At 62.9% G+C, this 24,158-nt stretch carries 23 protein-coding genes; 4 read left to right on the forward strand and 19 right to left on the reverse strand.

All coding sequences use genetic code 11. The features are described 5' to 3' along the window. Nucleotides 1–27: 27 nt before the first annotated feature. The 8 genes from ACQKRQ_RS06800 to ACQKRQ_RS06835 all read right to left on the reverse strand — a co-directional run bounded on the left by ACQKRQ_RS06800 (nucleotide 28) and on the right by ACQKRQ_RS06835 (nucleotide 8,217). Nucleotides 28–948 (reverse strand): alpha/beta fold hydrolase, encoded by a 921-nt coding sequence (locus ACQKRQ_RS06800; protein WP_427475867.1) that lies wholly within the window; start codon nucleotides 946–948, stop codon nucleotides 28–30. Nucleotides 949–997: 49 nt separating this feature from the next. Then, nucleotides 998–1,987 carry a 4,5-dihydroxyphthalate decarboxylase gene (locus ACQKRQ_RS06805; protein WP_427475869.1) on the reverse strand — a complete coding sequence of 330 codons (990 nt, stop codon included), beginning with the start codon at nucleotides 1,985–1,987 and terminating at the stop codon, nucleotides 998–1,000. 25 nt (nucleotides 1,988–2,012) lie between these two features. After that, nucleotides 2,013–3,374: an MFS transporter gene (locus ACQKRQ_RS06810; RefSeq protein ID WP_132377152.1), complete on the reverse strand. Its 1,362-nt coding sequence runs from the start codon at nucleotides 3,372–3,374 to the stop codon at nucleotides 2,013–2,015. 14 nt (nucleotides 3,375–3,388) lie between these two features. Continuing rightward, the gene (locus ACQKRQ_RS06815; RefSeq protein ID WP_408179207.1) at nucleotides 3,389–4,450 is read right to left on the reverse strand and encodes a porin; all 1,062 of its coding nucleotides are present in this window, start codon (nucleotides 4,448–4,450) and stop codon (nucleotides 3,389–3,391) included. A gap of 133 nt (nucleotides 4,451–4,583) precedes the next feature. Next, nucleotides 4,584–5,573, reverse strand: coding sequence for an ornithine cyclodeaminase family protein (locus ACQKRQ_RS06820; protein ID WP_427475871.1), 990 nt, complete (start codon nucleotides 5,571–5,573; stop codon nucleotides 4,584–4,586). Further along, complete coding sequence (locus ACQKRQ_RS06825) at nucleotides 5,570–6,124, reverse strand: hypothetical protein (protein WP_427475872.1); 555 nt, start codon at nucleotides 6,122–6,124, stop codon at nucleotides 5,570–5,572. The genes ACQKRQ_RS06820 and ACQKRQ_RS06825 overlap by 4 nt, the downstream gene beginning before the upstream one ends. Before the next feature lie 43 nt (nucleotides 6,125–6,167). Beyond that, nucleotides 6,168–7,061 carry a 4-hydroxy-tetrahydrodipicolinate synthase gene (gene dapA, locus ACQKRQ_RS06830; RefSeq protein WP_427475874.1) on the reverse strand — a complete coding sequence of 298 codons (894 nt, stop codon included), beginning with the start codon at nucleotides 7,059–7,061 and terminating at the stop codon, nucleotides 6,168–6,170. A 28-nt stretch (nucleotides 7,062–7,089) separates the two neighbouring features. Beyond that, nucleotides 7,090–8,217 carry a cupin domain-containing protein gene (locus ACQKRQ_RS06835; RefSeq protein ID WP_132377147.1) on the reverse strand — a complete coding sequence of 376 codons (1,128 nt, stop codon included), beginning with the start codon at nucleotides 8,215–8,217 and terminating at the stop codon, nucleotides 7,090–7,092. Nucleotides 8,218–8,483: 266 nt separating this feature from the next. Between ACQKRQ_RS06835 and ACQKRQ_RS06840 the strand changes: the two genes are divergently transcribed. Continuing rightward, nucleotides 8,484–9,719: a citrate synthase gene (locus ACQKRQ_RS06840; protein ID WP_427476106.1), complete on the forward strand. Its 1,236-nt coding sequence runs from the start codon at nucleotides 8,484–8,486 to the stop codon at nucleotides 9,717–9,719. A 23-nt stretch (nucleotides 9,720–9,742) separates the two neighbouring features. On the opposite strand, the gene ACQKRQ_RS06845 is transcribed toward ACQKRQ_RS06840, so the two are convergent. The 5 genes from ACQKRQ_RS06845 to ACQKRQ_RS06865 all read right to left on the reverse strand — a co-directional run bounded on the left by ACQKRQ_RS06845 (nucleotide 9,743) and on the right by ACQKRQ_RS06865 (nucleotide 14,800). Beyond that, on the reverse strand, nucleotides 9,743–10,651 hold the full coding sequence (locus tag ACQKRQ_RS06845; RefSeq protein WP_408179202.1) for a LysR substrate-binding domain-containing protein: 909 nt from the start codon (nucleotides 10,649–10,651) through the stop codon (nucleotides 9,743–9,745). A 75-nt stretch (nucleotides 10,652–10,726) separates the two neighbouring features. Then, complete coding sequence (locus ACQKRQ_RS06850; protein WP_427475877.1) at nucleotides 10,727–11,674, reverse strand: PDR/VanB family oxidoreductase; 948 nt, start codon at nucleotides 11,672–11,674, stop codon at nucleotides 10,727–10,729. 22 nt (nucleotides 11,675–11,696) lie between these two features. Then, on the reverse strand, nucleotides 11,697–13,061 hold the full coding sequence (locus tag ACQKRQ_RS06855) for an MFS transporter (protein WP_427475879.1): 1,365 nt from the start codon (nucleotides 13,059–13,061) through the stop codon (nucleotides 11,697–11,699). Between the two features lie 69 nt (nucleotides 13,062–13,130). Next, the gene (locus ACQKRQ_RS06860) at nucleotides 13,131–14,180 is read right to left on the reverse strand and encodes a Rieske 2Fe-2S domain-containing protein (RefSeq protein ID WP_427475881.1); all 1,050 of its coding nucleotides are present in this window, start codon (nucleotides 14,178–14,180) and stop codon (nucleotides 13,131–13,133) included. A 161-nt stretch (nucleotides 14,181–14,341) separates the two neighbouring features. After that, entirely contained in the window at nucleotides 14,342–14,800 is a 459-nt protein-coding gene (locus ACQKRQ_RS06865) for an MEKHLA domain-containing protein (protein ID WP_132377142.1), read from the reverse strand. A gap of 254 nt (nucleotides 14,801–15,054) precedes the next feature. Between ACQKRQ_RS06865 and ACQKRQ_RS06870 the strand changes: the two genes are divergently transcribed. Continuing rightward, nucleotides 15,055–15,264: a DUF1059 domain-containing protein gene (locus ACQKRQ_RS06870; RefSeq protein WP_427475884.1), complete on the forward strand. Its 210-nt coding sequence runs from the start codon at nucleotides 15,055–15,057 to the stop codon at nucleotides 15,262–15,264. Nucleotides 15,265–15,396: 132 nt separating this feature from the next. On the opposite strand, the gene ACQKRQ_RS06875 is transcribed toward ACQKRQ_RS06870, so the two are convergent. The 3 genes from ACQKRQ_RS06875 to ACQKRQ_RS06885 form a co-directional block, all read right to left on the reverse strand. Continuing rightward, the gene (locus tag ACQKRQ_RS06875) at nucleotides 15,397–15,771 is read right to left on the reverse strand and encodes a tautomerase family protein (protein WP_408285919.1); all 375 of its coding nucleotides are present in this window, start codon (nucleotides 15,769–15,771) and stop codon (nucleotides 15,397–15,399) included. Nucleotides 15,772–15,866: 95 nt separating this feature from the next. Continuing rightward, complete coding sequence (locus ACQKRQ_RS06880; RefSeq protein ID WP_427475886.1) at nucleotides 15,867–16,667, reverse strand: acetoacetate decarboxylase family protein; 801 nt, start codon at nucleotides 16,665–16,667, stop codon at nucleotides 15,867–15,869. A 506-nt stretch (nucleotides 16,668–17,173) separates the two neighbouring features. Next, complete coding sequence (locus ACQKRQ_RS06885) at nucleotides 17,174–18,229, reverse strand: methyl-accepting chemotaxis protein (RefSeq protein WP_427475888.1); 1,056 nt, start codon at nucleotides 18,227–18,229, stop codon at nucleotides 17,174–17,176. An 846-nt stretch (nucleotides 18,230–19,075) separates the two neighbouring features. On the opposite strand from ACQKRQ_RS06885, the gene ACQKRQ_RS06890 reads away from it, so the two are divergent. Then, nucleotides 19,076–19,516 carry a YkgJ family cysteine cluster protein gene (locus ACQKRQ_RS06890; protein WP_408315197.1) on the forward strand — a complete coding sequence of 147 codons (441 nt, stop codon included), beginning with the start codon at nucleotides 19,076–19,078 and terminating at the stop codon, nucleotides 19,514–19,516. Between the two features lie 186 nt (nucleotides 19,517–19,702). Further along, nucleotides 19,703–20,302: a short chain dehydrogenase gene (locus ACQKRQ_RS06895; RefSeq protein ID WP_132377137.1), complete on the forward strand. Its 600-nt coding sequence runs from the start codon at nucleotides 19,703–19,705 to the stop codon at nucleotides 20,300–20,302. A 176-nt stretch (nucleotides 20,303–20,478) separates the two neighbouring features. Here the strand turns inward: ACQKRQ_RS06895 and ACQKRQ_RS06900 are convergent, their stop codons facing one another. The 3 genes from ACQKRQ_RS06900 to ACQKRQ_RS06910 form a co-directional block, all read right to left on the reverse strand. After that, on the reverse strand, nucleotides 20,479–21,513 hold the full coding sequence (locus ACQKRQ_RS06900) for an esterase (protein WP_427475890.1): 1,035 nt from the start codon (nucleotides 21,511–21,513) through the stop codon (nucleotides 20,479–20,481). A gap of 22 nt (nucleotides 21,514–21,535) precedes the next feature. Beyond that, nucleotides 21,536–22,843: an MFS transporter gene (locus ACQKRQ_RS06905; RefSeq protein WP_408315257.1), complete on the reverse strand. Its 1,308-nt coding sequence runs from the start codon at nucleotides 22,841–22,843 to the stop codon at nucleotides 21,536–21,538. 124 nt (nucleotides 22,844–22,967) lie between these two features. Next, the gene (locus ACQKRQ_RS06910; protein WP_427475892.1) at nucleotides 22,968–24,149 is read right to left on the reverse strand and encodes a CaiB/BaiF CoA transferase family protein; all 1,182 of its coding nucleotides are present in this window, start codon (nucleotides 24,147–24,149) and stop codon (nucleotides 22,968–22,970) included. Nucleotides 24,150–24,158 lie beyond the last annotated feature (9 nt).

Consider the following 24,158-nt stretch of genomic DNA (forward strand, 5'->3'; position numbering starts at 1 on the left):
CGGCCCTGGCATAACGACCTGTCGCGATCAGCCAGGCACACGCATCCCCGCACAACCGTCGAGCCAGTCGAGCACGATCCGAAACACGTCGTCGCTGTTGGTGTCCATCATCATCATGTGCGTGTTGCCGCGCATGCCGAGCATCGGCAGATCTATGCGTTCGCCTCGTCCGCCCGCTGCATTCCACGCAGCGATCGAGGCGTTCGCGCGAGCAGAATGGGCACGCCACGCTTCGTCTTCTTCGATGAAGTCGCCGAACACGACGAGCGCCGGCGTGCCCGGCAAACCGGCATCGAACGACGCGGGCACGCCGTGCGGTTCCAGCGCGATGCATGCGCGCACCAGGTCGCGCGCCGCATCGGCCGCGTCGAACACGAATCCGCCACCCTGGCTAAAGCCGAGCAGCACGCACGGGCCAACGCGTGCCACTACATCGATCAGCGCCTGCCGTTGCAGCGCCATCGTGCCAGGCCAACGCGGCACCGTTTGCGCTGACAGACCGCGCAGCGCGCCGAGCGGGAAACGGTGGCCAGCGTAGCCGAAGCGGTAGATCTTCGCGGACTCCTCATCGCTGCGCGACAACGGCTGGTCGGGCCAGACATTGTCGAGTGCGCAGAAGCCCGCGCGTCCGCGTTCGACGTTATCCACCACGTACACCGACACGCCCTCTTCCAGCAGCCGCTGGAGCCAGCCGGGCCTGCCGTCGGGCGTGTCTTCCCACATCGCGCCCGTCAGACCGCCGCCATGCATCAGCACGAGCGGCACCGGATAGCGCGGCGTGGCCTGCAGGAAGTACTGGACGTAGGCCGCCTCGATCCAGTAAGTGCCGTTCGGATCATAGTCGCGCGTCGATGTCGAAGAGAGCGTGACCCGATACGGCGTGCGGCCGCTCACGCTCACACTCCGCCCGCCGACGAAGAAGCTACCCGTCTTGCGCAGCGTGATCATCGGCCGCACCGGTTCTTGTCACGGCTCGCCTGCCTGCCGCGCTTCGTGTTCATACGCGCACCGCACTGAGCGTTTCAGCGGGAAACAATTCCTCCGGCTTCAGCAGCCGATGGCACACGCCCTGCTCGTAGCCGAACTTGAGGAACGCTTCGAGCGTCGTGCGGTTAGGCTCGAGCCCGTATGGCCAGATGTCCGAGCCAAACAATGCTTGCGCTTCGGCGACACGCGACGGCATCCACGGCAGCGGAAAATGCGAGCAGGTGATATCGCTCAGCCTGTACAGGCTGTTGCGCTTCGCTTCCTCGAAGGCCTTCAGCAGATTGCCGGCAATCCAGCGGTGTTTTTCGAAAGTCTCGCGGCGCAGCACGATCAGATGCATGATCGGGAAGATCCGGGTCGCCTCGTAGTACGCGCGCTCCGCATCGACGAATTCGGGGTAAAGCCGCACGATCTCGTCCGCGCGGCCGCTATCCGGCTCGGGCGGACGCGCGCTCATGACCGCATCGATCTTGCCGTCGAGCAGCAGCGACGTCAACGAATGCCCGGGTTCCGATCGATACGACACGCCTTCCGGCACTCGCACGTCGACCTTTTCCTTACGCCCCGCCTGGTTCACGCCGCCCTGCACCCATTCGATCCCGGACAGCGGAATACCCAGCGAATGTTCGATCCAGCCGCGCGAATAGATCGCCGCGGTTTGCGCCCACTCGGGAATGCCGACGCGTTTGCCGCGCAAATCCTCCGGACGTCGCACTGCGCCGCCACGGCGCACGTAGAGCGACGACTGCCGGAACGAACGCGACGGAAACACCGGCAAGCCGACGAGGCGATCGTCGCCTTGCGAGCGCAACGACGAGTATTTGCCGAACGACATCTCCGAGATGTCCCACTCCTGGAAATGCGTGGTGCGATAAAAAATCTCCTCGACGTTCAGGACCGAGGGCAGCAGTTCGATGCCTTCGGGCTGCACGCGCCCGGAGACCAGATCGCGCACATGGTCGTAATCACTGACGGCGAGGCTTAAGGACAGTCTTGACATAACGGTTCTCGTAGAAGCGAAAATTTCAATGGGCGTTGGTCACGACCGCATGCGGTTGCGACGGACCGACGGTCAGCACCAGGGTCGCCGTCATCAGCACGGCCGCGCCGATCGCGACGAACATGATGCCGGGACCGCCCGACCACTGCTGCAGGAGGCCGGCCACGGCCGGTCCGAACATCGCGCCGACGCGTGATAGTCCGAGGAATACGCCGACGCCCGTGCCGCGCATTTCGGTCGGATACGCCGACGCGACGAGGTTGTTCAGCACCATCTGCGAGCCGACCACGAAGGCGCCCGCGCCGGCCACGGCAAGCAGCGTGGTCGTGCGGTCGGTCGCCCAGGCCAGCAGCGCGACCATCGCGGCGCCAAGCAGATACGATAGCGCGAGGACCTTGCGGCGGTCGCCGACGCGGTCGGCGGCGAACCCGGCAATCAGTCCGCCCGCAACCGCCATGCCGGCGAACAGCGAGCCGTAGGCGAAGCTCGAAGACAGATTCTCGCCGCGCTTGAGCATGATGGTCGGCAGCCAGCCCGACAGACCGTAAGCGGCGAACAGGCTCAACGCGCCGGCGGCCCAGAAACTCAAGGTACGCAACCGGTAATCCTGGGCCAGCAGCCGACCGAGCGGACTCTTGTGCGAAAGCGTGCCGCCCGCGGCGAACTCGCCCATGTCGTACGCCGCGGCGCGTTCCGGGCGCAACCTGTAGAGCAGCGGCTTCAACTCGTCCCACCGGCCGCGATTGGCGAGAAAGCGCGGCGACTCCGGCAGCCATAGCTGGATCGCCATCGCGAACACCAGCGCAATGCCGCCGACGTAGTAAAGGCTCTGCCATCCGTAATGCGGCGTGAGCCAGGCCGCGATCAGCCCCGCCGACGACGATCCGCTCACCCACCCGAGCGAGAAGAACACGATCGTGAAGACGTTGGACGAGCGTGTCGGCGCGATCTCGTTGATATAGGTGACGGCGAGCGGCATCAGCAGGCCGAGTGCCAGCCCCATCGTCACACGCAGTGCGATGTACGACGCGAGATTGTGCGCGAACAGCGCGATCGCGAGACTCATCACACCGGAGCCCCAGCAGCCGAGCAGCAGAATCTTGCGGCGCCCGAAGCGGTCGCCGAGCAGCCCGCTGACGGCCGACCCGGCGGCGAACCCGGCAAGCCCGCTCGACAGCATCACGCCGATACGCACCGGCGAGAGGCCCCACGGTCCGGTGACGTAGTGAACGATATACGCCGAGTTGTACAGATCGTAGCCGTCGAACAACAGGATCAGCGAGATCAGGATACCCAGACGAATGTGGAAGCGGCCGAGGCGCGCCTCCTCCAGTTCCTGCCGAACATCGATGCGGCTGGCCGGCATCGACACTTTAAGTTGAGCCATGATCTTCTCCGCTCTCAGAAACTGTGTTTGATGCCGACCATCGCGCCGGTCTGGTTGCTGCCCGTCGTCACGTCGCCGATCGCGCGCACGCCGATGTTCAGGCCGTTGGAATTGCTGACATATGAGACCTCCGCGTAGAGGTCGGTGCTCTTGGACAGAAAATAGTCGGCGAGCAGCACGCCGCTCGATGTCTTCTGCCCGCTGCCGCGAATGCGCTCCTGGTAGCCGCCAAGCGATAGCGTAAGCGGCGCGCTCGCCTGCCACGTGGCGCCCAGCCAGTACAGCAGCGAGCTTTGCAGCGCCGTGCTGTTGCGGATGTTGAGCCAGCGTGTGCCGACATACGCCTTCACCGGCCCGAACGCGTACGAGCCGCCGCCCACCACGCGCATCTGCGTGGCGTCTTGCGTGGCGATCGAGGTGCCCTGCATCTGGTCGTACGCGACCCCGACATTGGCGGGGCCGCCCGCGTATTGCAGCGCAAAGCTATATTCGCGACCGACCTTCGAGTGGCCGGGCACCTGCGCGCCGTTAGGAATCGTCGAATCGAAACCCGTGCTGTACAACGCGGCGAACGTCACACCCGAAAACCTCGCCAGATAGCGCACCGAATTGTCCGCGCGGCCTACCAGCGTCGGATCGTAACCCTGCGCCGAATAGCTCGGATTGAAGTTGAGTGGATCGTACACGTACATCAGTTCGTAGAGAAGATTGTACTGACGGCCGAGCGTCACCTCGCCGTACGGTGTGCTCAAGCCGACGTACGCCTTGCGGCCGAACATCCGGCCACCCTGCCCGAGCGCGCCGTTGTTGATCGAGAAACCATTCTCCAGGTCGAACACGGCCTTGAGTCCGCCGCCCAGGTCTTCCTGGCCGCGCAAGCCCCAACGCGAACCGGCGAGGCTGCCGGACTCCATGCGCACGGCGGTGCCGGAGGTGCCGTTGGGTCCGGGCACATGATTGACGACTTCGATACCGACGTCGGCGATGCCGTAGAGCGTCACCGAACTTTGCGCATGCGCGGCCGGTACGGCGGTGCATGACACGGCGAACGCCGCAAGGGCGTGGCGTTTCTTCACGTTTGTGTCTCCAGGGTTATTGTATTGATGTTATTGGTTCGGATTCCGAATCTGCTTGCCGGGACGTAGCAATCCGACTACCGGCAAGACCGCGCTACACGACACGCGCGATCCTGCCGGGATCGAAGCGTCGTCAATCCAGCCGCGGCGGCTCGCGGCGCGGCAGCGGCAGCGGCGCGCCGAGCCCCGCCTGACTCGCGAGCGCGTACAGACGCAGACCGAGCGCAAGGTCCGACACGCCCATGCCCATCGCCTTGAACACCGTGATATCGTCCGACGCCGTGCGCGCGAGACGTTGCGCGACCACGTCGCAAAGCGGCGTCACCTGGCTCCAGCCATCCCGCGCGCCGTATGCGCGGGCGAACTCCGTCGACAGCCGCTTTGCCGCGCCGAGGTCGTCGACCACGGCGCGCGTGCAGCGGGCGAACACATCGTCGGCGAGTTCGATTCGTTCTTCCGTGATCGCGCCTACCGCATTCACGTGCGTGCCGTATGCCAGCGCCGCGGCCGGCAGAAACGCTTCGGTGGCGCGGGTCACGGTCGTGACGATCGGCGCATCGCGGACCGCCGCTTCCACTGAAGTCGCTTCGACGATTTCGATGTCGAACCTGCCGCGCGCCTGCTCGACAAACGCGCGGCGCTTGGCGGGCGTCGGACTGTACACGCGCACCAGCTTCAGCGGTCGCACCGCGGCCACCGCCGCGAGTTGCGCGAGCGCCTGCTTGCCGGTCCCGATCAGCGCGAACACCTCCGCATCGGGCCGCGCGAGCCACTTCGTCGCGACGCCGGAAATGCCGCCGGTACGCATCTGGCCGAGCGCGAACGCCTCCAGAATCGCCCGCAGTTGGCCATTGCCGCTATCGAACAGAATCAGCAGTGGACACGCGCCGCCCTCCGTATGCGCCCACGTCTTGGTGCCGACGATCCCCGCCTGCTCGAACGCCGCGCCGATCGCGTGCAGATTGTTGTGCCCCCACGCGACGTGCGTCTTGCCCATGTTGCGCGCCGCCCCGCTTGCCTGCTGCGCGAGCCCGTCTTCGAGCGCTTCGATGGCGCCGGAGAGGTTCATCAGCGAAACGATCTGTTGCTCGGAAATCCACACTGGCGTGCTCGTCGCGTTCATTGCTCGCCCTCGAAAATGGAAGGCACCGGCGGCTTCAGCCCCAGCGTATTGACGGCCAGCGCATGCGTCACGTAGCGGCCGATCAGCATCACGAAGGCCATCGCTTCAGCGGGGCTCAGCAAGCGCGCGAGCGTGTCGAACTCTGCTTGCGTTTCGAGCCCGCGCGTACGAAGCGCCTTGAGCGCGTAGGTTTGCGCGACTTTCTCGACGTCGCTCAGTTCCGTCGCCGCGGCGGGATCGAGCCGGTTGACCTGGGCGATCCACGTGCGCGGAAAACCGAGCTTTTCACTCAACCGTTCGTGCTGGTGGCGCTCATAGCGATTCTCCATGTAGCTCGCCACGGTCAGTGCGCCGAGTTCGGTCAGACGGTCGGGCAATGCATGTTTGAGCGCATCGGTGAAATGCATGAATTGCAGGGTCACGTCGGGCGCATGCCCCACGCACTTGAACAGCTCGCCGAGATAGCGCAACCGCTCGACGCGCGGCGTCAGATAGGCGGCCAGATCGGGCCGCATCTCGGCCATCTCCAACCGTGGGATCCTGTCGCTCATCGTTGTCTCCGGGATCGTTGTGATTCGGGTCGTCGCAACACGTTCAGAGCAGCCCGGCGCGATCTAGCACGCCATCGAGCCGCGTTTCGAGTTCGCGCGTGGCGGGCATCATCGGCAGGCGGTGCTCGTTGGCGGGAATGAGCCCCATCCGCTTCATCATGTACTTGATGGGGATCGGGTTCGTGTCGTAGAACACCGACTGGTTCAGCTCGAACAGCGCGAAGTGCAAATTGCGTGCGGCCGCGTAGTCGTCACGCTCGACGGCTTCGACCAGATCGGCGACCTTGCGCGGCGCGAGATTGCCGACCGCGTTCATCAGACCGCACGCGCCGACCGCGAGCATCGGATAGCTCAACTCTTCGAGGCCGACGAACACGCGCCAGTCGGGCCCGAACGCGTCGAGCATGTGCGTGACGAAAGCCATGTCGTTGACCGCGTGCTTCATACCGGCCATGTTCGGCACGCGTTCCCGGATCGCCTTGACGGTCGCCAGATCCATGCTGACCGCGGCGCGCCCCGGGATGTGATAGATCAGCAACGGCCGCTCGGTGCGCGTGCCGATGTCCGCGTAGTACTCGACGAGGCCGCGTTGCGGCGGACGGATGTAGTACGGCGTGACCACCAGCATCGCGTCGACACCGGCCTTGTCGGCGTGCTGTGTCAGTTCGACGGTTTCGGCATGCGACTGCGAACCGGTCGCGGCCAGCACCGGCACCCGGCCCGCGGCGGCTTCGACGGCCACATCGACCAGACGGTTGCGCTCGGCGACCGTCAGCAGACTCGGTTCGGCCGTCGTACCGTTGACGAGCACGCCGTGCCCGCCGTTGACGATCTGCCAGTCCACGAGCCGCGCATACGTTTCGTAATCGACCGCCTGATTGCGGAACGGCGTGACGATCGGCGTGATCGAGCCCTTCAGCCATGAGATATCGCGCATGATTCGGATTCCTTGTCGATGGCGCCGCTTATGCGGCCTTGGCGGAGTTCGCGCGATTGGTCGAAAAACCCGTCTGCGTACCGAGCAGTGCGGGCGGCTCCTTCAGGCTCTCCTGCCACAGCAGCGATTGCATGTAGATGTTCAGCGGCTGGTCCTGGATGGTCAACTCGTACACGTAATCGTCGTACGACGCGTGGTTGTGCACGGCCCAGCCCGGTGCCGACAGCATCAGGTCGCCGGCTTTCCACTCGTAGCGGTTGCCCGCCACCATGCTGTAGCCGGAGCCGGAGAAGTAGTAATTGATCGCCGACGACACATGGCGATGCGGACGGTCGACGATCTTCGGCGGGCGGATCGTCATGGTCGCGAAGAAGTTCGGCGTGATGCCGTTGGTGCGGCCCGTGACCGGGTTGTACATCATGTACAGCCGCCGGCCGACGTACTCGCTGCCGAGCGCCTCGAGCTTGTCGAGTTCGCTCTTCACCTGCTGCCACGGAAAGTGCAGCGGACGCGAGTCGACCACTTGCGGATTGATCAGCGTTTCGTACGGCATCAGCAGACCGCCGTCGTCGCCGATCGCGAACGTGCCGAACGGATTGCGGCGCTTCGGGTCGTCGCTCGCATGCGCGGTGACCGTTTCAGTCGGCACTTCGAGTTCGACGCCGAACTCGGGCACGTACACCTCCATGTGCTGCAGCAATGGGATGTTCGAATAGACGAGCCGCACCTGGATGTCGCTGGTGTCGTTCGTATGCGAATACGCGACGAAGGCGGGATGATTCCAGACGTCGTATTGACGGAACGCGATGGTGCGGCCCGCCACGCGCGTCGAACCGCCGCCGCGAATGCAGAAATTCACTTCGGTCGCGTTGTGGCGCATCGACTCGGTGGTTTCGCCGGGCAGCAGCACCTGCAACGACACCTGAATGCCGGGCGCGAGTCCCGGCGAGCCGTCGCGCGCGGACGGATGAACGATCAGGGAATGACGGCGGCCGTCGTGCGGCTTCGGCAACGCGGCCAGCCGCGCCACCTCCGCGTCGATCTGCTCGCGGCTCACGATAACGGGCGCCCAGTAGTGATTGTCGCGGGGGCGCTGGCCCGTCTGATCGACGAAGCTTGCTTGCGCCGGATCGAATTCACGTCTCAGGTCATGCATCGGAAGGTCTCCTCAAGGCGACTGTCCGAAGCGGAGACGGACAGTCGCGGGAATGGAATCGAGGATTGAAAATTACTCGCCGGCAATTTATCAATCAAGATTGATATTTCAAATCAACATAAAATTGTTTAGGATCTTCGGCTGCATTGAGGCGCAGCGGAATCGCTGATTTATCCCCGCCTATGTGGACTTTCAATCGGACGTCGCGTACTCTTTGGCGATGAATTTATATTGATTGTATTGATTCCATGACCACCAAAGATCTGATGACACGCGAGGAAGTGCTGGCGCGGCTCAACATCAAGCCGGCCACGCTTTACTCGTACGTAAGTCGTGGAATGATCGGCACCGCGCCGCACGACGACGGCCGGCGCAGCCTGTACGTGCGCGCCGACGTCGAACGCGTGGGCAGCCGCAAGCGCGGACGCATGCCGAAGGCCGCGGCGGCGGAATCGACAATGCGCTGGGGCGAGCCGGTGCTCGCGTCGGCAATCACGCACATCACGGCGCAAGGGCCGCTGTATCGCAACCGCTCGGCCGTCGAAATGGCGAAGGCGGGCTCGTCGTTCGAGTCCGTCTCGCAGTTGCTGATGACCGGCGTCTGGCAGGACGGCGTCACCGCATGGGGCGCGCTCGACACGCCGCAAGCGGTGCTGCCGCTGTTCGGCGCCTATGCGGGCAAGCTGGAAGGCAGCGACATCGCCAATCTGCTCGGCATGGTGCCGCTCGCGCTCGGCATGCAAGGGCGCGGCGCGGCCGAAATCTCCGACGGCAGCGCCGTGCAGGCCGCGCGCCTCATCATGCAGACAATGGCGGGGTGCCTCGGCTTTCTGAGCAACCAGCGTGCATTCGTGATGCGCGAGCGCGGCGAGAGCCTCGCGGCCTATCTGTTGCGCGCGGCGGGCGGCACCTGTACGCCCGGTGCGGTCTTCGCGATCAACGGCGCGCTCACCGTGCTCGCCGACAACGAACTGGCGCCGGCAACCTTCGCCGCGCGCGTCGCGGCGTCGACCAACGCCGATCTCTACAACTGCATCGCGGCGGCGATCGGCTCGCACGTCGGCTTCTCGACCGGCACCGCAACCGAGAAAGTGGAAACGCTGTTGTTGCGCGACGTGTCCCACTCCGACCCGGCCGCCCGCCTGCAACTCGTGCGCGAAGTCGGCGCGAGCCTGTTCGGCTTCAACCATCCGCTGTATCCGGAGGGCGACGTGCGCGCCAATCTGGTTCTCGAACAGGTGCGCGCGCTGGAGAACGCGACGCCCGACACCGCCCCGACGCTCGAATTCCTCACGCTCGCCGAAGAACGGCTGTCGATGCATCCGGGCGTGGCGATCGCACTCGTCGTGCTGGCGCGTGCGCTCGGGCTACCGGACGGCACCGCTACCGCGCTCTGGATCGTCAGCCGCACGGCCGGCTGGGTCGCGCATGTGCTGGAGCAGCGCGCGCAAGCCTTCCTGCTGCGGCCGCGCGCGAAGTACATCGCAGGGTTGCGCATGTAGCCGCGCGATCGGCGGCGAAGTATTCAGCCGGACATATCCGCGGCGTTGTCGCGCGCCATCTCGGCGAGCAGCCATGTGCGAAACGCGGCGACGCGCGCGAGCGATTCCTCGTCCAGCGGATACACGAGGTAGTACGAGCCCTGGCCGCGCGCGGTATGCGGCAGCGCTTGCACGAGGCGCCCGGACGACAGCTCGGCCCGCACCATCGCCGGATCGACGACGGCCACGCCGAGGCTTTCGCAGGCGGCCTGAATTACCATGATGCGCGACGCGAGCAGCAATTGCCGGCCGCCGACGGGCAGCGGATCGCGCGCGGCATCCGCCCACAAGGTCCAGTCGTCTGGCCGCGTCTTTGCGGTGAGCAGCGTGAAGCGCGCGAGATCGGCGACGCTGCACAGCGGACCGTTCGCCGCGATCGCCGCGGGCGAGCACACCACGACCAGCGACTCCGCGCGCAGAAAATCGCATTGCGCGCCGGGCCAGCGGCCATCGCCGTATGCGATCGCGCAATCGAGCGCATCGCGTTCGAGATCCACCGGCGCGATCGACACGCGAATCTCCACGTTGGCGAATTGTTCCTGCACGGCCGTGAGTCTCGGCAGCAGCCAGTGCATCGCGAAGGTCGGCAGCGAATTCACGACCAGCGGCGCCGCGCGTTCGTTGGCCGCCACGCGCTGCCATGCCGACCACAGCCGCTGCAGGCATTGATCGACTTCGCCGTGCAGCAGCCGCCCCGCTTCCGTGAAAGCAAGGCCACGGCCGGTGCGCGTGAAGAGCCGCGTGCCGAGCCGGTCTTCGAGCACGCCGAGTTGATAGCTCAGCGCCGATGGACTCAGGTGCAGTTCGCGCGCCGCATGCACGAGATTCAGATGGTGGCCGATCACCTGGAAGCTGCGCAGATGATTGATCGAAGGTAGCGTTTGCGTACTCAAGGGAAAGGCTCCGTCGACAAGCATCACGCATCGTACTCACGCGCGCCGCACGCCGCAATCCGGGTATGCCGCGCCTCACAGGTCGAGCACGAGTTCGTCCGATCGCGAGCGCGAGCAGCAAGGCAGGAACTGGTCGTTGCAGACACGCTCGGCGTCGGTCAGATACAGATCGCGATGCTCGGGTTGCCCGCCCAGCACGCGCGTGAGACAGGTCCCGCACACGCCCTGTTCACACGACGTCGCTATCTGCACGCCTTGCGCGGCGAGCGCCTGCACCACCGTTTGAGTGGCGCCCACCTGCACCACCCGCCCGCTGCGCGCGAGCCGCACGCTGAACGCACGGTCGCTAGCGGTATCGGCGACGGGCGCGCCGAAGTACTCGCGATGCAGTTCGCGATCCGGCCAACCCGCCTGCTTCGCGGTCGAGAGCGCATGCTCCATGAACCCCGCGGGACCGCACACGTACAGATGCCAGCCGGGGCGGTAACGGCGCATGACGCGCTCGAAGTCGAGCCGCGCGTCGGCCGGCGCGTCGTCGACATAGAGCGTGCAGCGACCTTTCAGCAGCGGCTCGGCGAGCCGGTCGAGAAAGGCCGCGCGCTCGCGTTCGCGCACGCAGTAATGCAGCTCGAACGAACCGCCGGCCCGCGCGAGCCGCTCGGCCATGCACAACAGCGGCGTGATGCCGATGCCGCCCGCGAGCAGCACCGAATGCCGCGCATCGCGCGCGAGCGGAAAGTCGTTACGCGGCCCTTCGACGTGCAAGCTGTCGCCCACCCGCAGCGCATGCATCGCGCGCGAACCGCCGCGCGATCCGTCAGCGTGCTGCACTGCGATCACATAAGCGTCGTCCTGTTCCGGACGCCCGCATAGCGAATATTGGCGCACGAGGCCAGCCGGCAGATGCACGCTGATGTGCGCGCCCGCCGTATAGGGCGGCAGCGGCTTGCCGTCGAGCGGCGCGAGTTCGAATACGCGGATGCCGGCTGCGGTTTCCTCGATTCGTGCGATGCCTACTTTCATATGAGTTTTGAGTGTGAAGTCGTCAGGCGCTCTGGCTCACGCTCGTCACCGCGTGGCGGCGCGACAGCGTTACGCATAGCATCAGCAGCACGCCGATTGCCGGCAGCAGGGCGACGGCGAAGAGAATGGTCTCGGGTTTCCAGCCGTTGGCAAGCACCGCGCCCACCAGCATCGGCGAGCCGATCTTACCGATCTGGCCGGCGGCGCCGCCGAGGCCGAGCGCGGTGGAACGCACACGGGTCGGAAAGATCAGCGCGAACAGCGCGAGCGGCGCGGACTGGCCGATTCCCCCCGTGAAGCCAATCACAAAGCCGCTTGGCAGCAGCACGCCGAAACGCGTGACTTCGCAGGCGACCACCACGGTGGCGACCGCGAGCAGCAGCAGCGACGGCAACAGCGAGCGCGTCGGCCCGAAACGGCTCACGACGTAACCCGCTACACCGAGTCCGAGCATCGAGCCGATGTCGAGGCTCGCGAGCACGTACGACGTGTGCACCACCGAAATGCCCGCAGTCTGCAGAAGCGGTGTGAGCCACACCGTCATCACCTTGATGGTCGCGTAGCTGAGCATCAGGATGCCGAGCAGCAGCAAAGTGATCCCCGTGCGCCCTTCGCTGAAAATCTCCCGCACCGGCACGCCGCCGCGCGCGGGCTTTTGTGCCGCCTCGGACCCGGCGCTCACGCGCAGCGGCTCGACGTCGATCGCCTCGTTGGGATAGAGGCGCTGGAACACCGCGCGCAGCTTGTCCATCTTGCCGCGCGAGGCAAGGAAATGCGGCGATTCCGGCAGCCACGCGATGATCGCGAGCGCCGCGGCAATCGACAGCACGCCACCGACCACATAGACCGCGCGCCAGCCGTAATGCGCCAGCACGTAGCCGTTGATCATCGCGCCCACCGCTGCGCCGAGCGAATAGTTGGCGAACAGCAGCGCGACCGCGAGGCCTTTCGAGCGGCTGTGCACATATTCCGCGCCCAGTGCGAGCACGCATGGAAAGATGCCGCCGAGGCCCACTCCGCCGAGAAAACGCACGATCAGCAGTTGCGTGTAGTTGTTCACGGACGCCGTGCCGAGCGTGAGCGCGCCGATCAGCAGCGCAGCGACGATCACGAGCGGGCGGCGCCCGACCCGGTCGGCGAGGTAGCCGAACACGAAGGTGCCGATCAGGCCGCCGAGCTGCAGCACCGAGAACACCACGCCGAAGCTCGCCAGCGGCACGTTCAGCGCATGCGCCATGGCCTTGGTTGCCACGCTGATCGACTGGGTGTCGAGCCCGTCGAGAAAGATCACTGATCCGCACAATACGAGAATCAGGCGCTGGCAGGCCGAGAGCGGCCGGCTGTCGATCAGCGAGGCGGCGGCGCCCTGCGAAGCGGTTGATTGCATGTCTGTCTCCGTAAAGCGGGCGCTTTGCGTCCCGCCTGTTTTGTTTTTTAAGCGTGGTCCGCGCGCACCTCAGGCGACGGCGGCCGGGGCGGGTTCGTCGACGCGCGCTTCGGCTTCGATCATCGCCGAGAGCAGGCGCCGCGCGCGGATCGCGGCGGCGTCGGTCGCCAGCAGGATCGGCCGCATCGACAGCAGTTCGCGATCGCCCATGCGCGTCTGCACGCCTTCGATCATCGGCTTGTCCTGCTCGTGAAAGCCCATCTGCTGCCAGCGCGTCGTCTCATTGTCGGCCTCGGCGTCGTCGAGGCGATAGTTGCGAGAACTCGCGTAGAGATATTGCGTCGAGGCCGCGCCGATCGGCGTGACGATATGCGTGCCGATACGCACGAGGCCCATTTCGCGCGGCCTGCCGACGGGCACGACGCCGGTCTCCAGCATGCAGCATCCCGGCGCGTGCCAGCGAATGTTCAGCCAGTATTCGACGGGCGCGTCGGGGTCGTCGAGAAACGGCCGGAACGATTGCGGCGCGCGCGTGGCCGGTATCGTGCGGCGGCTTTCCAGCGCACTGCCGTCCTGCACCACGTCGTGTTTCGCCTTGAGGAAATCGTCGACCTGCTGATACGGCGCATGCAGATAGTTGACGTGCGAGAGGTCCATCAGGTTGTCGACGACCAATTCGTAGTGCGCTTTTTGCGTCATCTGGTCGCCGACGGTTTTCAGTTGCGGCGACAGCAGATGCGAGAAATCGGGAATCAGGCTCGGGTCGGCGCGCGACAGCTCGCCCGCCCAGATCCAGATCAGCCCGTGCCGGTCCGCGGCGGGAAACGCGCGCACGCGCGCGGCCGGTGGAATGCGGCCGTCGCCGTGGGGATTCAGCGAGCACGCGCCGCTGCAATCGAATTGCAGGCCGTGATAACCGCACTCGACGCCGTCGCCGACGCGCTTGCCCATCGACAGCGGAGCAAAACGATGCGGGCAGCGGTCGATCATCGCGACGGGCGAGCCGTCGTGCTTGCGATACAGCAGCACCGGCTCGCCCAGCAGATCGCGAGTGACGAACCCGGACCCGACGTCACGGCTCCAGGCGGCCGCGTACCACGTGTTTTTCAGAAGCTTCATGACTCGTCTTTCCTCGGATAACGCTGGTATTGGGGATATACGCAGGTTATCGGGGGAAGACGGACAGAACAAACGCAATTATTTGCTGGCTGAATCGCAAATTTTCGATGGCTGGAGCAGGGAGCGAAGCGGACACACCCGGTACCCCTCGGTATGCACGATCAAATGTCGCGCGTGCGCGGGATGACAACCGCCTGGCCGTGCAATTTGCCTTCCCCATCGAGAAGTTGCCACAGTGTTGCTTCCTCGATCATGAAGCGCTGGCCTGACTTGGTGATGCGCACGCCCTTGTAGCCCGCCTCATAGCCAAGCCGCTGCACGCGTGCGAGGAACTGTTGTCGCTCCTCGCGATTCGGGGCTTCAGCCGAGAGCCGGGACGGCAAACGGGTAATTTCATCCCAGCTATATTCAAAGCGACGCTGCGCGGCCTTATTGCCGTAAATAAAGAGCGGGTCGGGATCGGTGTTGTGCGCAAGCACCGCGAACGGTGCGCTCTCGTAGAGCCATTCGGCAGCTTCGACTACGGGCATGGCGTGCGGCACCAGAGGGTGGCCAAGCACCCGGGCGTAACTGTCGGTAAGGAGTTGGTAGAAAGCTGGATTGCTGTGGAGTGGGGTCATCTAAGGCGTCTCTACGGTGATCGTGGGCTCTGTGTAAACACGGAGGCGTTCACGATACAGCATCTTCAGGCGAAGTTTGTTGAGTCCGGCGGTGGCAAGGGGTCGTGATCCATGACCTCAGGACCAGCAATTGCGAGGGAAATGTGAACCTCGCGTCCAGCCACGTCGCCCGCTTTCGCGACGCGTCTGCCCGCGTGTCCACAGTGTGTCACCGTGCACCCATATTCCTGTAAGAAGTGACAAGGAGATTTCAAATGAAAACCATGACGTGCAAAGAGCTCGGGGGTAAATGTGATCAGAAGTTATCGGCTGAATCATGGGACGAAATGGTACAGGTCATGACGAAACACGTCATGGACAAACACCCGGATGTCGCCAAGGAAATGGAAACAATGCACAAACAAGATCCGCAGAAGTGGGGTAAAGAAATGAAACCAAAATGGGACGCAGCGCCTGAATGCTGATCGGTCGCCCCGTCTCGCACGCCGCATCTGCGCAGAATGCCGATGCGACACCCTGCAACACGTTGCAATGCGGGCTTTGGAATTGCGTTCATCAGGAAGCGCGGACGCTCGTTGGCGCCGCCGCCCGCGCCGCTATTCGTTCGCGATGTCCGGCATGACCTGTCCCATCTCCATCGCCTGACTGGCCGGCACTTCCTGAATGCCGATGACAAGCTGGTCATCGGGCGCTCCCGTCGCGGTCTGAAACAGTTTCCAAAGACGCTGTAGCAATTCCCGCTTGTATGCAGGCGACCGCCCGGCGCGCATCAAAAGCGTCAGCGCGGCAGTTGCCGCGGGTTCTCCGGCGGTGAACCCGCTGCCCGGCGCATAGTCCTGAAACACGACATGCACCCAATTTTTCGGCACACCCGCGTATTCGGAATGCAGGGTCGTCAGCTCTATTGCGAGCTTGGCCTTGGCATCACTGCTGAGTGCGCCGTCCTGAGTAATCAAGGTATAGAGCGGCATGGAAGCGAATCCTCTATCGACGTTTCGCGGACATTTTCATCGACGGTGGCCCACATAAGCTGCCTCCTTGCCAACGCACGGGGCCGTCCAGACGATCAACCGACGTAGTTCTTCAGAATGCGCAGGTCGGTCACGGAATACGCCATACCCAGCCGATAACCCCGGCCGACGCGCAACGGCGCGATCAGATGCATGTCCTCGCCATCGACTTCGGGAAGCTTCAGTTCCGCCGATCCGGTCCAGACATCCACGATCGCGAGATTGTCCGTGAGCGACATGGTCAGTTCGTCGACGGGTGGTTTGTCCTGACTGCCGGCCGCGAGTTGGGGAAAGTAGCGGCGCATCGTCGTCGGCCGATTGAAAACGGTCGTCGGGTCAGCGACAGGTTCCTCGAGCTGGATACGGGCGGTTGCCAGCCGCTCTCCGTGCGCGGACACGCTGGCGCCGAAGCGACTTCCCCTGGCAAGCGGCGCAGCCGCCGCGCTGGGAGCGGAGAAACTGCGGGTCTGATAGACACTGGCGAGTTTCTTGGGAAAACCCTGCGCCCATCCGCGGGCGATGGCGGCATCGTTGTCGACGAAGATGTACGGGCAGTAATTGATCGGCAGCCCGTCGAAGACTGCCTCGACCAGAACGAAGGCCTCACGGTATTGATACCGGGCAGGATCCGTCACTTCGTCATTGGAACCGGTGAACTGCCAGTCCAGAAACCAGAAGAAGGCGCGCCCTCCTGATTTCTCGTCCACCGTGACACCTGGCGGCAGAAGCGCAGCGATTGCTTTCTGGTCGGCCCAGTATTCGATGGCGAGGCAGTCGCTGGAATAGTGCCACGGAGGCAGTGTCGCCAGTGCGGACTTTCCTTGCGGAGTGATGGGAACGGAAAAAGCTTTTGGCATCTCGTTTCGTCCTGAATTGGCGCGACCCTAAGTCGCCGTACGTGGAATCGTGGCGTTGCCTGGAAACGCCGCGTATCACCTGACGCGGACGGGTCGAGCGCGCAACTCATGGCCACGATGCGATTAGCGGCAGCGCTGCAGTCAGCGTGCCGCGAGTGAGGCAATAGTGCCGTGCCTCGTCTGCTAACGCTGTCCAAATCGCACGATCGACTAGCGTATTAGCACGGTACGTACGCCTTGAACCGCAAGCCAGTAACACCTGCGCTTACCTGACCCGGGCGCCGCAAGGACCTTCGCCCAACGAGCGAAGATCGGGATCTTCGATCTATGTGACGGCCCGCTTTGCTCCACCCTCCCGTGAGCATAGTCAGCGCGCTGGAGCACGGCTATTACATAAACCTGTAGTCACCTGCGCCCTGCGTCCCTCGCGAACCAGGCCGCGGCGCGTGCGCGAATGCCACCATTGCAGATGACCCAACCCGCGTGTGTTCACGCCAATGACACGGTTACGGTGTTCGATCCGGCTGTTGCTCGATGACGCCGAACCAGCCCATACCGCGATAAGTTTCATAACCCGGAGTCAGCGCATACCCGACAAGCGATCCCCCAGCCGTACGGTAGGTTCCGATATCAGCCCTGTTCGGTGGCAGGTCGAAGCGCATACTCTCGCGGCCCGCTGTTGCAGAGGAGGCGATCACTCGACCACATGCGTCGACGATCATGCAGCGCGTGCGCTCCCGTTCTCCACTGGTCAACCGGACGCTATTTACGACGGTCGACGCCTGCTTGGCCCAATCGAAGAACACCGCCAGAACGCCGACGACCTTTCCGTCACTTGCACCGTCCTGGCGGATCGCCGTCGCATAGGTGGCAACCTGCGCGCCGTTCAATCCCGCGGCTACGTCAACGTTGGCGGTTGCGTACTCATCGCCGGACCGCGTAGCGAGCGCCGCGGCGAACCAGTCATGCTGGGATGCGTTCACTGTGCCGACGACTGGAAACAGCGAAGGTCTTCCATTCGCAACGACACGACCCTCGATATCCAGCACCCAGATGTCGAGGTATACCGTATAGCTATCCAGGATGACCGACAGCCGCTTTGCCGCATGCGCGGCAGCCGACGCCGATCCAGTCGTCATGCAATCGACAACCGCTGCATCGGTTGCCCACCAACGCACGTCGCATGAACGTTCGTAGAGGTTGCGGTCGATCACGTCAATCATGTTCAACGCAAGGTCGGTCAGACGCCGGCCTTGTTGCCGCTCGAGCTCCGTCACCATGCGTTCGCTGATGCTGGCCAATTCCTTACCGAGTTCGCCAGTGAGTTGCCCGATCCGGCCGGACACGTTCTTGACCTGGTTGGCGACGACCGCAAAGCCGCGACCGGCCTCTCCTGCACGAGCGGCTTCGATCAACGCGTTGATGGCGAGATAGGTCGCTTCGCGATTGATCAGGTCGATATCGGCGATCTTATCCGTGGATATCTTGCGCACTTCGCGGGTCAACTCGGCGATGACCGCCCCTTCGGACGATTGACGAGGTTTTGCCTGCTCTATGGACATTTTCATATATCCCAGTTGCGTGCGAAGTGGGGAGCCCGTGGCTCCTCGCCGACTCGGAGAATTAATCGGGATTAACGGCATCCCGATACGAATACTTAAGGAAGACACAACCGATATTGGCGCTTTGATGCGCCATTTTCGTATGCACCGACGCTGTGCATTTTTTTGTTGCCCATTGCGCCGGTCGCGAGCGACCGCGTTGGAGTTCGCCAACGTGCAATGCTTGCTATTGCGTTTTTTATTCGGAATTAGCAAGACGGTCTTTACAGCCTTTTTACTTGCCGCTGCATTTGGAGCACGCCTAGAATCTCAAGAACATCAAATAAAGGAGTGGCGGCTTGCGCAATCGATGTCGTCGATTTTCTGGCAGTTTCGCTGTCTGACCTGCAGGACGTCGCGCGCTCTTCTTTCAGCCGCTGTCTTGCCAGCCGGCAGACGGTGCACGTCGCAGCTAATTCCCCATACACGCTTGATAGCGCCCATGCGAATGCAGCTTTCGCGCGCGTTCGCGTGGCGCCATGTCGCGTCCGCCAAGTCGCGGCTGTGCTCATCCGCACCATTTGGATTACTAGAAGCTCAATGCTCGGAGAAATATGATGAACCTAGGCCTTCTCCTTTCACAACTGCCCCACGTCCAGGAATCGCGCACCCACTACGACGCCATGCTCGCAATGCATGCTCGCGAACCACGCAAATTTGCTGCGTTCTGGCAGCGCCTTAAAGCGCTCTTCTCATAGTTTTCGGCGCTTTTTTTTCGGCACTCATGAAAAGCCCGTATGCGAGGCAGCACAGCCGGGGGCTGCTAGCCGCGGCAACCAGCCGTACGATAAACGGCTCAGTACGAATATGACCAACAGCAAAATCGTTCAACTACTTCATGTCCAGGACGACAACCGTGTCTTCGTAGATATGGCTGACGACGAAAGCAACCCGTGCTTGTCGTGCGGAGCATGTTGCCAGCACTTCCGGGTGTCGATGTATATGGGTGAAATGGCGAGTTCGCCAGGCGGCACGGTACCGGATGAGCTCGTATCCGCCGTCAATCCAGTCATTGTCTGCATGAAGGGAACGGAGGCCGGCTATGGACGCTGCGTCGCTCTGCGCGGGGTAGTCGGCAAGCCTGGCATCCGGTGCGAAATCTACCCTCTGCGGCCGTCGCCATGTCGCGAATATCGAGTATGGCTCGAAGATGGAACGCCTAATCCCGATTGTCAGCGACTGCGAAAAAATATTGGACTAGTGCCGCTGAAGCCCCGGTCCGCTGTGCCAGGTATCGCGCAGTGCTAAATGGCGGACATGGCGTGCTGCTCCTCTACGAGAGCGAACGGGCCATTTTCGCCCGTCCGCGGCGCAGCACGACGCGTAGCGTTCACGTTGCCGCGAGAGGTAGTACGATATTCAAGTCCTGTCTCCTCACGCCTTGCGTGATGTGTCGTTCCGCGCCGCGGGACCTTTCCAGACATAGGAGAACCTATGCGTGTACTGATAGTCGGCGCAACCGGACTGCTCGGCAAAGAGATCGTTCGCCTGCTTTCGCCCGAACACCAGATCATCGGCGCCAGCCGTACGGGCTCAGACCTGTCCGTCGACCTCGCAGACAAAGCCTCCATCGTGTCCATGTATCGGCAACTCGGAACCGTGGATGCCGTGATTTGCGCCGCAGGTTCGGCCAAATTCGCGCCGCTCGAAGCGCTGACGGATGAAGATTTTTCGTTCAGTCTGGCCAACAAGCTGATGGGTCAGGTCAATCTCGTCCGATGCTCCGTCGGCCATGTTACGCAAGGTGGATCCCTGACACTGACCAGCGGCATCCTGGCCCAATATCCGATGCAAGGCAGCCCCGCCGTGAGTATCGTGAATGCTGGGATCGAGGCGTTCGGCAGGTCGGCGGCGCTCGAACTGCAGGGCAAGACACGGGTCAATGTCGTGAGTCCGGGCTGGGTGTCCGAAACCCTTGCCGCGATGGGCCAGGCCCGCTCTGCCGGCGTTCCCGCCGAGGCCGTCGCCCACGCGTACAAACGGAGTCTCGTCGAGGACATCACGGGCCGGGTCATTCAGGTCGCGAAGTGGTAAGCGAGGGCGGCGAGTTCAACACCGCTCGCATGACACTGGCGAGCTTTATTTGCTGGGCTGGCGCGCGGATTGAAACCCACGACTATCACGCGACAGTTCACGCGTCGGCGCTCCCCGCCTCAACCTGACGTTTGAGCAACGTGTTCGTCCATGGGATGACCGCCTATCAGAGCCACTCAATGGACCTTGTGCTTAATCCAGTCTGTCACAACGTCTGCGATTTTTAGATTGTTTCGGTCCTGCATTAGCATGTGTGAGTTTCCGTGCATTCCCAGTTGCGTCGTCTCCACCACATCAACATGCCCGCCGGCAGCATTCACCGATGCAGCGAATGCCTTGCAAGCTGCGTAGTGCGCGGCCCAAGGGGGTGACTCAACAATGAAGTCGCCATAGAGAAGCAGAATCGGAATCGTGGCGTAGCGTTTAGCGTCCAGATTTGGAGCCGGGCAAGCGGTCGGCTCGACGGCCACGATCGCGGCGATTCCGTCCGCTCCTCCTGCGACGGCCTGGAACGGATAGATTCCAGACTGGGAATGGCTGATGAGTACGGTCTTTCCTAGCCGCCCGGATAGCAATCCGAGTGAAGGCACCGTGGGATTCGGCGTCGACATGGAGTAAGCCCAGTCCGGAACCATCTGCTTCCACAACTCATCCTGTGCTTCCAGCGGGAATTGAAGACCGGGGTACGCTTCCGGATACCGTGGACCAAACCTGAAGAGCGCCCAGGCGAATTCCCGGCCGACCGCAAAACCAGAAGGGAGTGCATCGGGCGGAAGCTTGCCAGTTTTGACCGCGCCCACGGACGCTGCGTTCGCGGCAGACCGCCCTCTTGCCGCCTGGTCCACCACGTATGTCGGGAAGCCTTTTCGAACGAAGTACTCGGCCCACCCCATGCGGCCATCTGGCGTCGTCTCCCATTCCGCACCGGTCAGGCAACAGCCGTGAATGAAGACCACGGATGTCGAACTCGGGTGGACAGGCACCTGGTACTGGACGTACATCTGCTCAACAGTGACTGTTCCTTTCGGGTCCGCCTGCGGCAACGTCGACAAGGTGTCTGACGTGATATCGCGGCCGCCTACGAAGAAGCTTCCTTGCTTCGCGATGGTTAAAGGCTTATCAATGTCGAAACTCTGCGCGAACGCCGGGCAGGTGGCCGTGCACAACGCGGCCAGTGTCAACGCTCGTTTTAACTTCGCGATGAGCGACATACGGGTCTCCTTGAACCTTCTTTTATTTCGCTACGCCATTGCGCATCGCCACCGCGATCACTGTTGCGCCGCACGTCAGGACGAACGCCGCGAGATACGAACCGGCGCTTATCGAATGGGTGACCGCCGTCAGCGAGCCAATCGCGGTCGGAGCGGTGAGGCTGCCCAGTTGACCAATGCTCGATATCAGCGCGATTGAACCGGCTGACGCCGTGCCCGACAGGAACGTAGCCGGAATCGTCCAGAAGATTGCGGTACACGTCAGATAGCCGATGGCCACAAGCGCCAGTCCGGCGATGGCAGGGCCGAACGACGAATGCGCTGCGCCAAGAAGCACCGCGCCCAGGGCCGACACCAGAGCACAACAGGCGAAGTGCAGGCGACGCTCGTCGCGGGCATCCGAATGCCGGCTCACTGCCAGCATGCCGATTGCACCGATGAAATACGGAACGGCGGACAACAGGCCAATATGGAAGGGATTGGCTACGCCCGCCTGGCGGATCACGGATGGCGCCCAGAAGTTGAGGACACTTCCGGCCCATGTGATGGTGAAGTATCCGAAGGCACAAACGTACACTCGCCAGTTCCTGAGGGCCGCCCCGAAGTGCGAAATCTGATGGGATGTCGAACCCGGCACGGCTTCCAGTTCGCGGACAACGATGGCCTTTTCATGCGCCGATAGCCATTTCGTCGTCTCCGGGCTATCTGGCAGATACCACAAGGCGCACACCCCAACCAGCACCGGCGGGATGCCCTCCAGAAGGAACAGCCACTGCCACGCATGCAGCGCCTGCCACCCTTCCGCGTTGCTCAGAATCCAGCCCGAGACCGGGCCGCCAGTGATACCCGCGACCGCGATCCCAAGCACAAAGGCGGAAAGCACCCGTGCACGATACCGGTTCGGAAACCAGGTTGTCAGGTAATAGATGATTCCCGGGAAAAAGCCTGCCTCGGCAACACCCAGGGCAATGCGGGCCACATAGAACTGCGTGGGATTACGCACGAGCATCATGGAAATGGATACCAGGCCCCACAACACCATGATTCGGGCGATGGTTCGCCGAGGTCCAATGCGGCGCAGAAGCAGGTTGCTCGGCACTTCGAACAGCACATAGCCGATATAGAAGACCCCGACACCAAGGCCATATGCAGCTTCAGTCAGCCCGATGTCGGTCTTGAACTGGAGATGGGCAAAACTGATGTTGACCCGATCGATATAGTTGAGGACATAGCAAAGAAAGAGAAACGGGATGATTCGCTTCGCTATGCGGCCGAATGTGCGCTCGACATCCGCAGGCGCCGTCGCAGCGGCGTCGACGGATGACGGCATGCCGGCCACCCGCTCCTCCGCAAGCGTTCCCTGAGGCATTTTCATTGACGTGTCTCCACTTAATAGTATTTGTGCGCGTATTCAAACAACGTATCCATTGTCCTCAATGGAGGAACATCCGCAGCTACAGACTTTGCTGCATCTTTTTCGCGGAGCCGGCCCGCTTTTCAAGCCTCTCACGCACCGGGGACAGAATCTCGTCGTTGTGCTCGCCAAGGGTTGGAGGCGCAACGACGTCCAACGGCCGCTCATCATCAAAAGTCACTGGCGAGCGCACTGTCCGGAACCGCCCCATCACCGGATGCTCGGTTTCTACAAGCAACTCGAGGTGTTTCGCCTGCGGGTCTTCCAATGCCTCGCTTGCGTCGTACATCGGCGCGTGGGGGACATCATTAGCCTCGAGGCGCCGGCACCATTCTTCACGGGTGCGTGAGATGAAAATCGAGCCGAGCACTTTGATCAGTTCTTCCTGATGTTCAATCCGGCCGGCCCGGTTTGAAAAACGCGGATCTTCGAGTAATCCTGGCCTCTCTATTGCATTGGCAAGCCCCGCCCAGAACTTCTCGGGTGACGACATGTGAAGTGCCAGCCATTTTCCATCGGCGCACTCCATCACGTACGACTGGGAGACGCTCGGTCGGCTGTATGGGCCCATCACCTCGCCCGCCGCATAAAAATGCGTAAATGCGTCGAGGTTGAAGTGCGACATCGCCTCGAGCATGGAGACTTCGACCTTGCGGCCAACGCCGGTGTGGCTGCGCTCATGGAGCGCGCCGAGAATGCCATAAGTCGCGTAGAAGCCGGTGAGCGAATCCGCAATTGCGGGTCCCACTACCCGCGGATTTGCCGGATTGATGAGCAGACCGAGAAAACCGCTGGCGGCCTGGGCGACCGAATCATAGGCCGGTCTTGCCGCTGCCGGTCCGGTCTGTCCAAACCCACTGATCGCACAGTAGATGAGCCGCGGGTTAATCTCACGCAGGCGTTCATACCCGGCATTGAGACGCTCCGCCGCGCCCGGCCGGAAGTTCTGGATATATACATCCGACTCGCGAATCAGTTCGTCGAAGAGAGCGAGGTCGCTGTCATTTTTTGTGTTCAGCGTTACGCTGCGCTTGTTCCGGTTATATGTCTGGTAGTGAGGGCTATACAAGCCACCCTTGAACGCACGAAACGGGTCTCCGTTTTCAGGGTGCTCGATCTTGACGACGTCCGCGCCCAGGTCGCCAAGCAGCATGCCTGCCGCAGGCCCTGTTATGAACGTTCCTTGCTCGAGGACGCGAAGACCTCCGAGAACTTTTGCCATTCACTGCTC

Origin of the sequence: Paraburkholderia sp. NPDC080076 (assembly GCF_050281145.1) — a bacterium.
Lineage (GTDB): Bacteria > Pseudomonadota > Gammaproteobacteria > Burkholderiales > Burkholderiaceae > Paraburkholderia.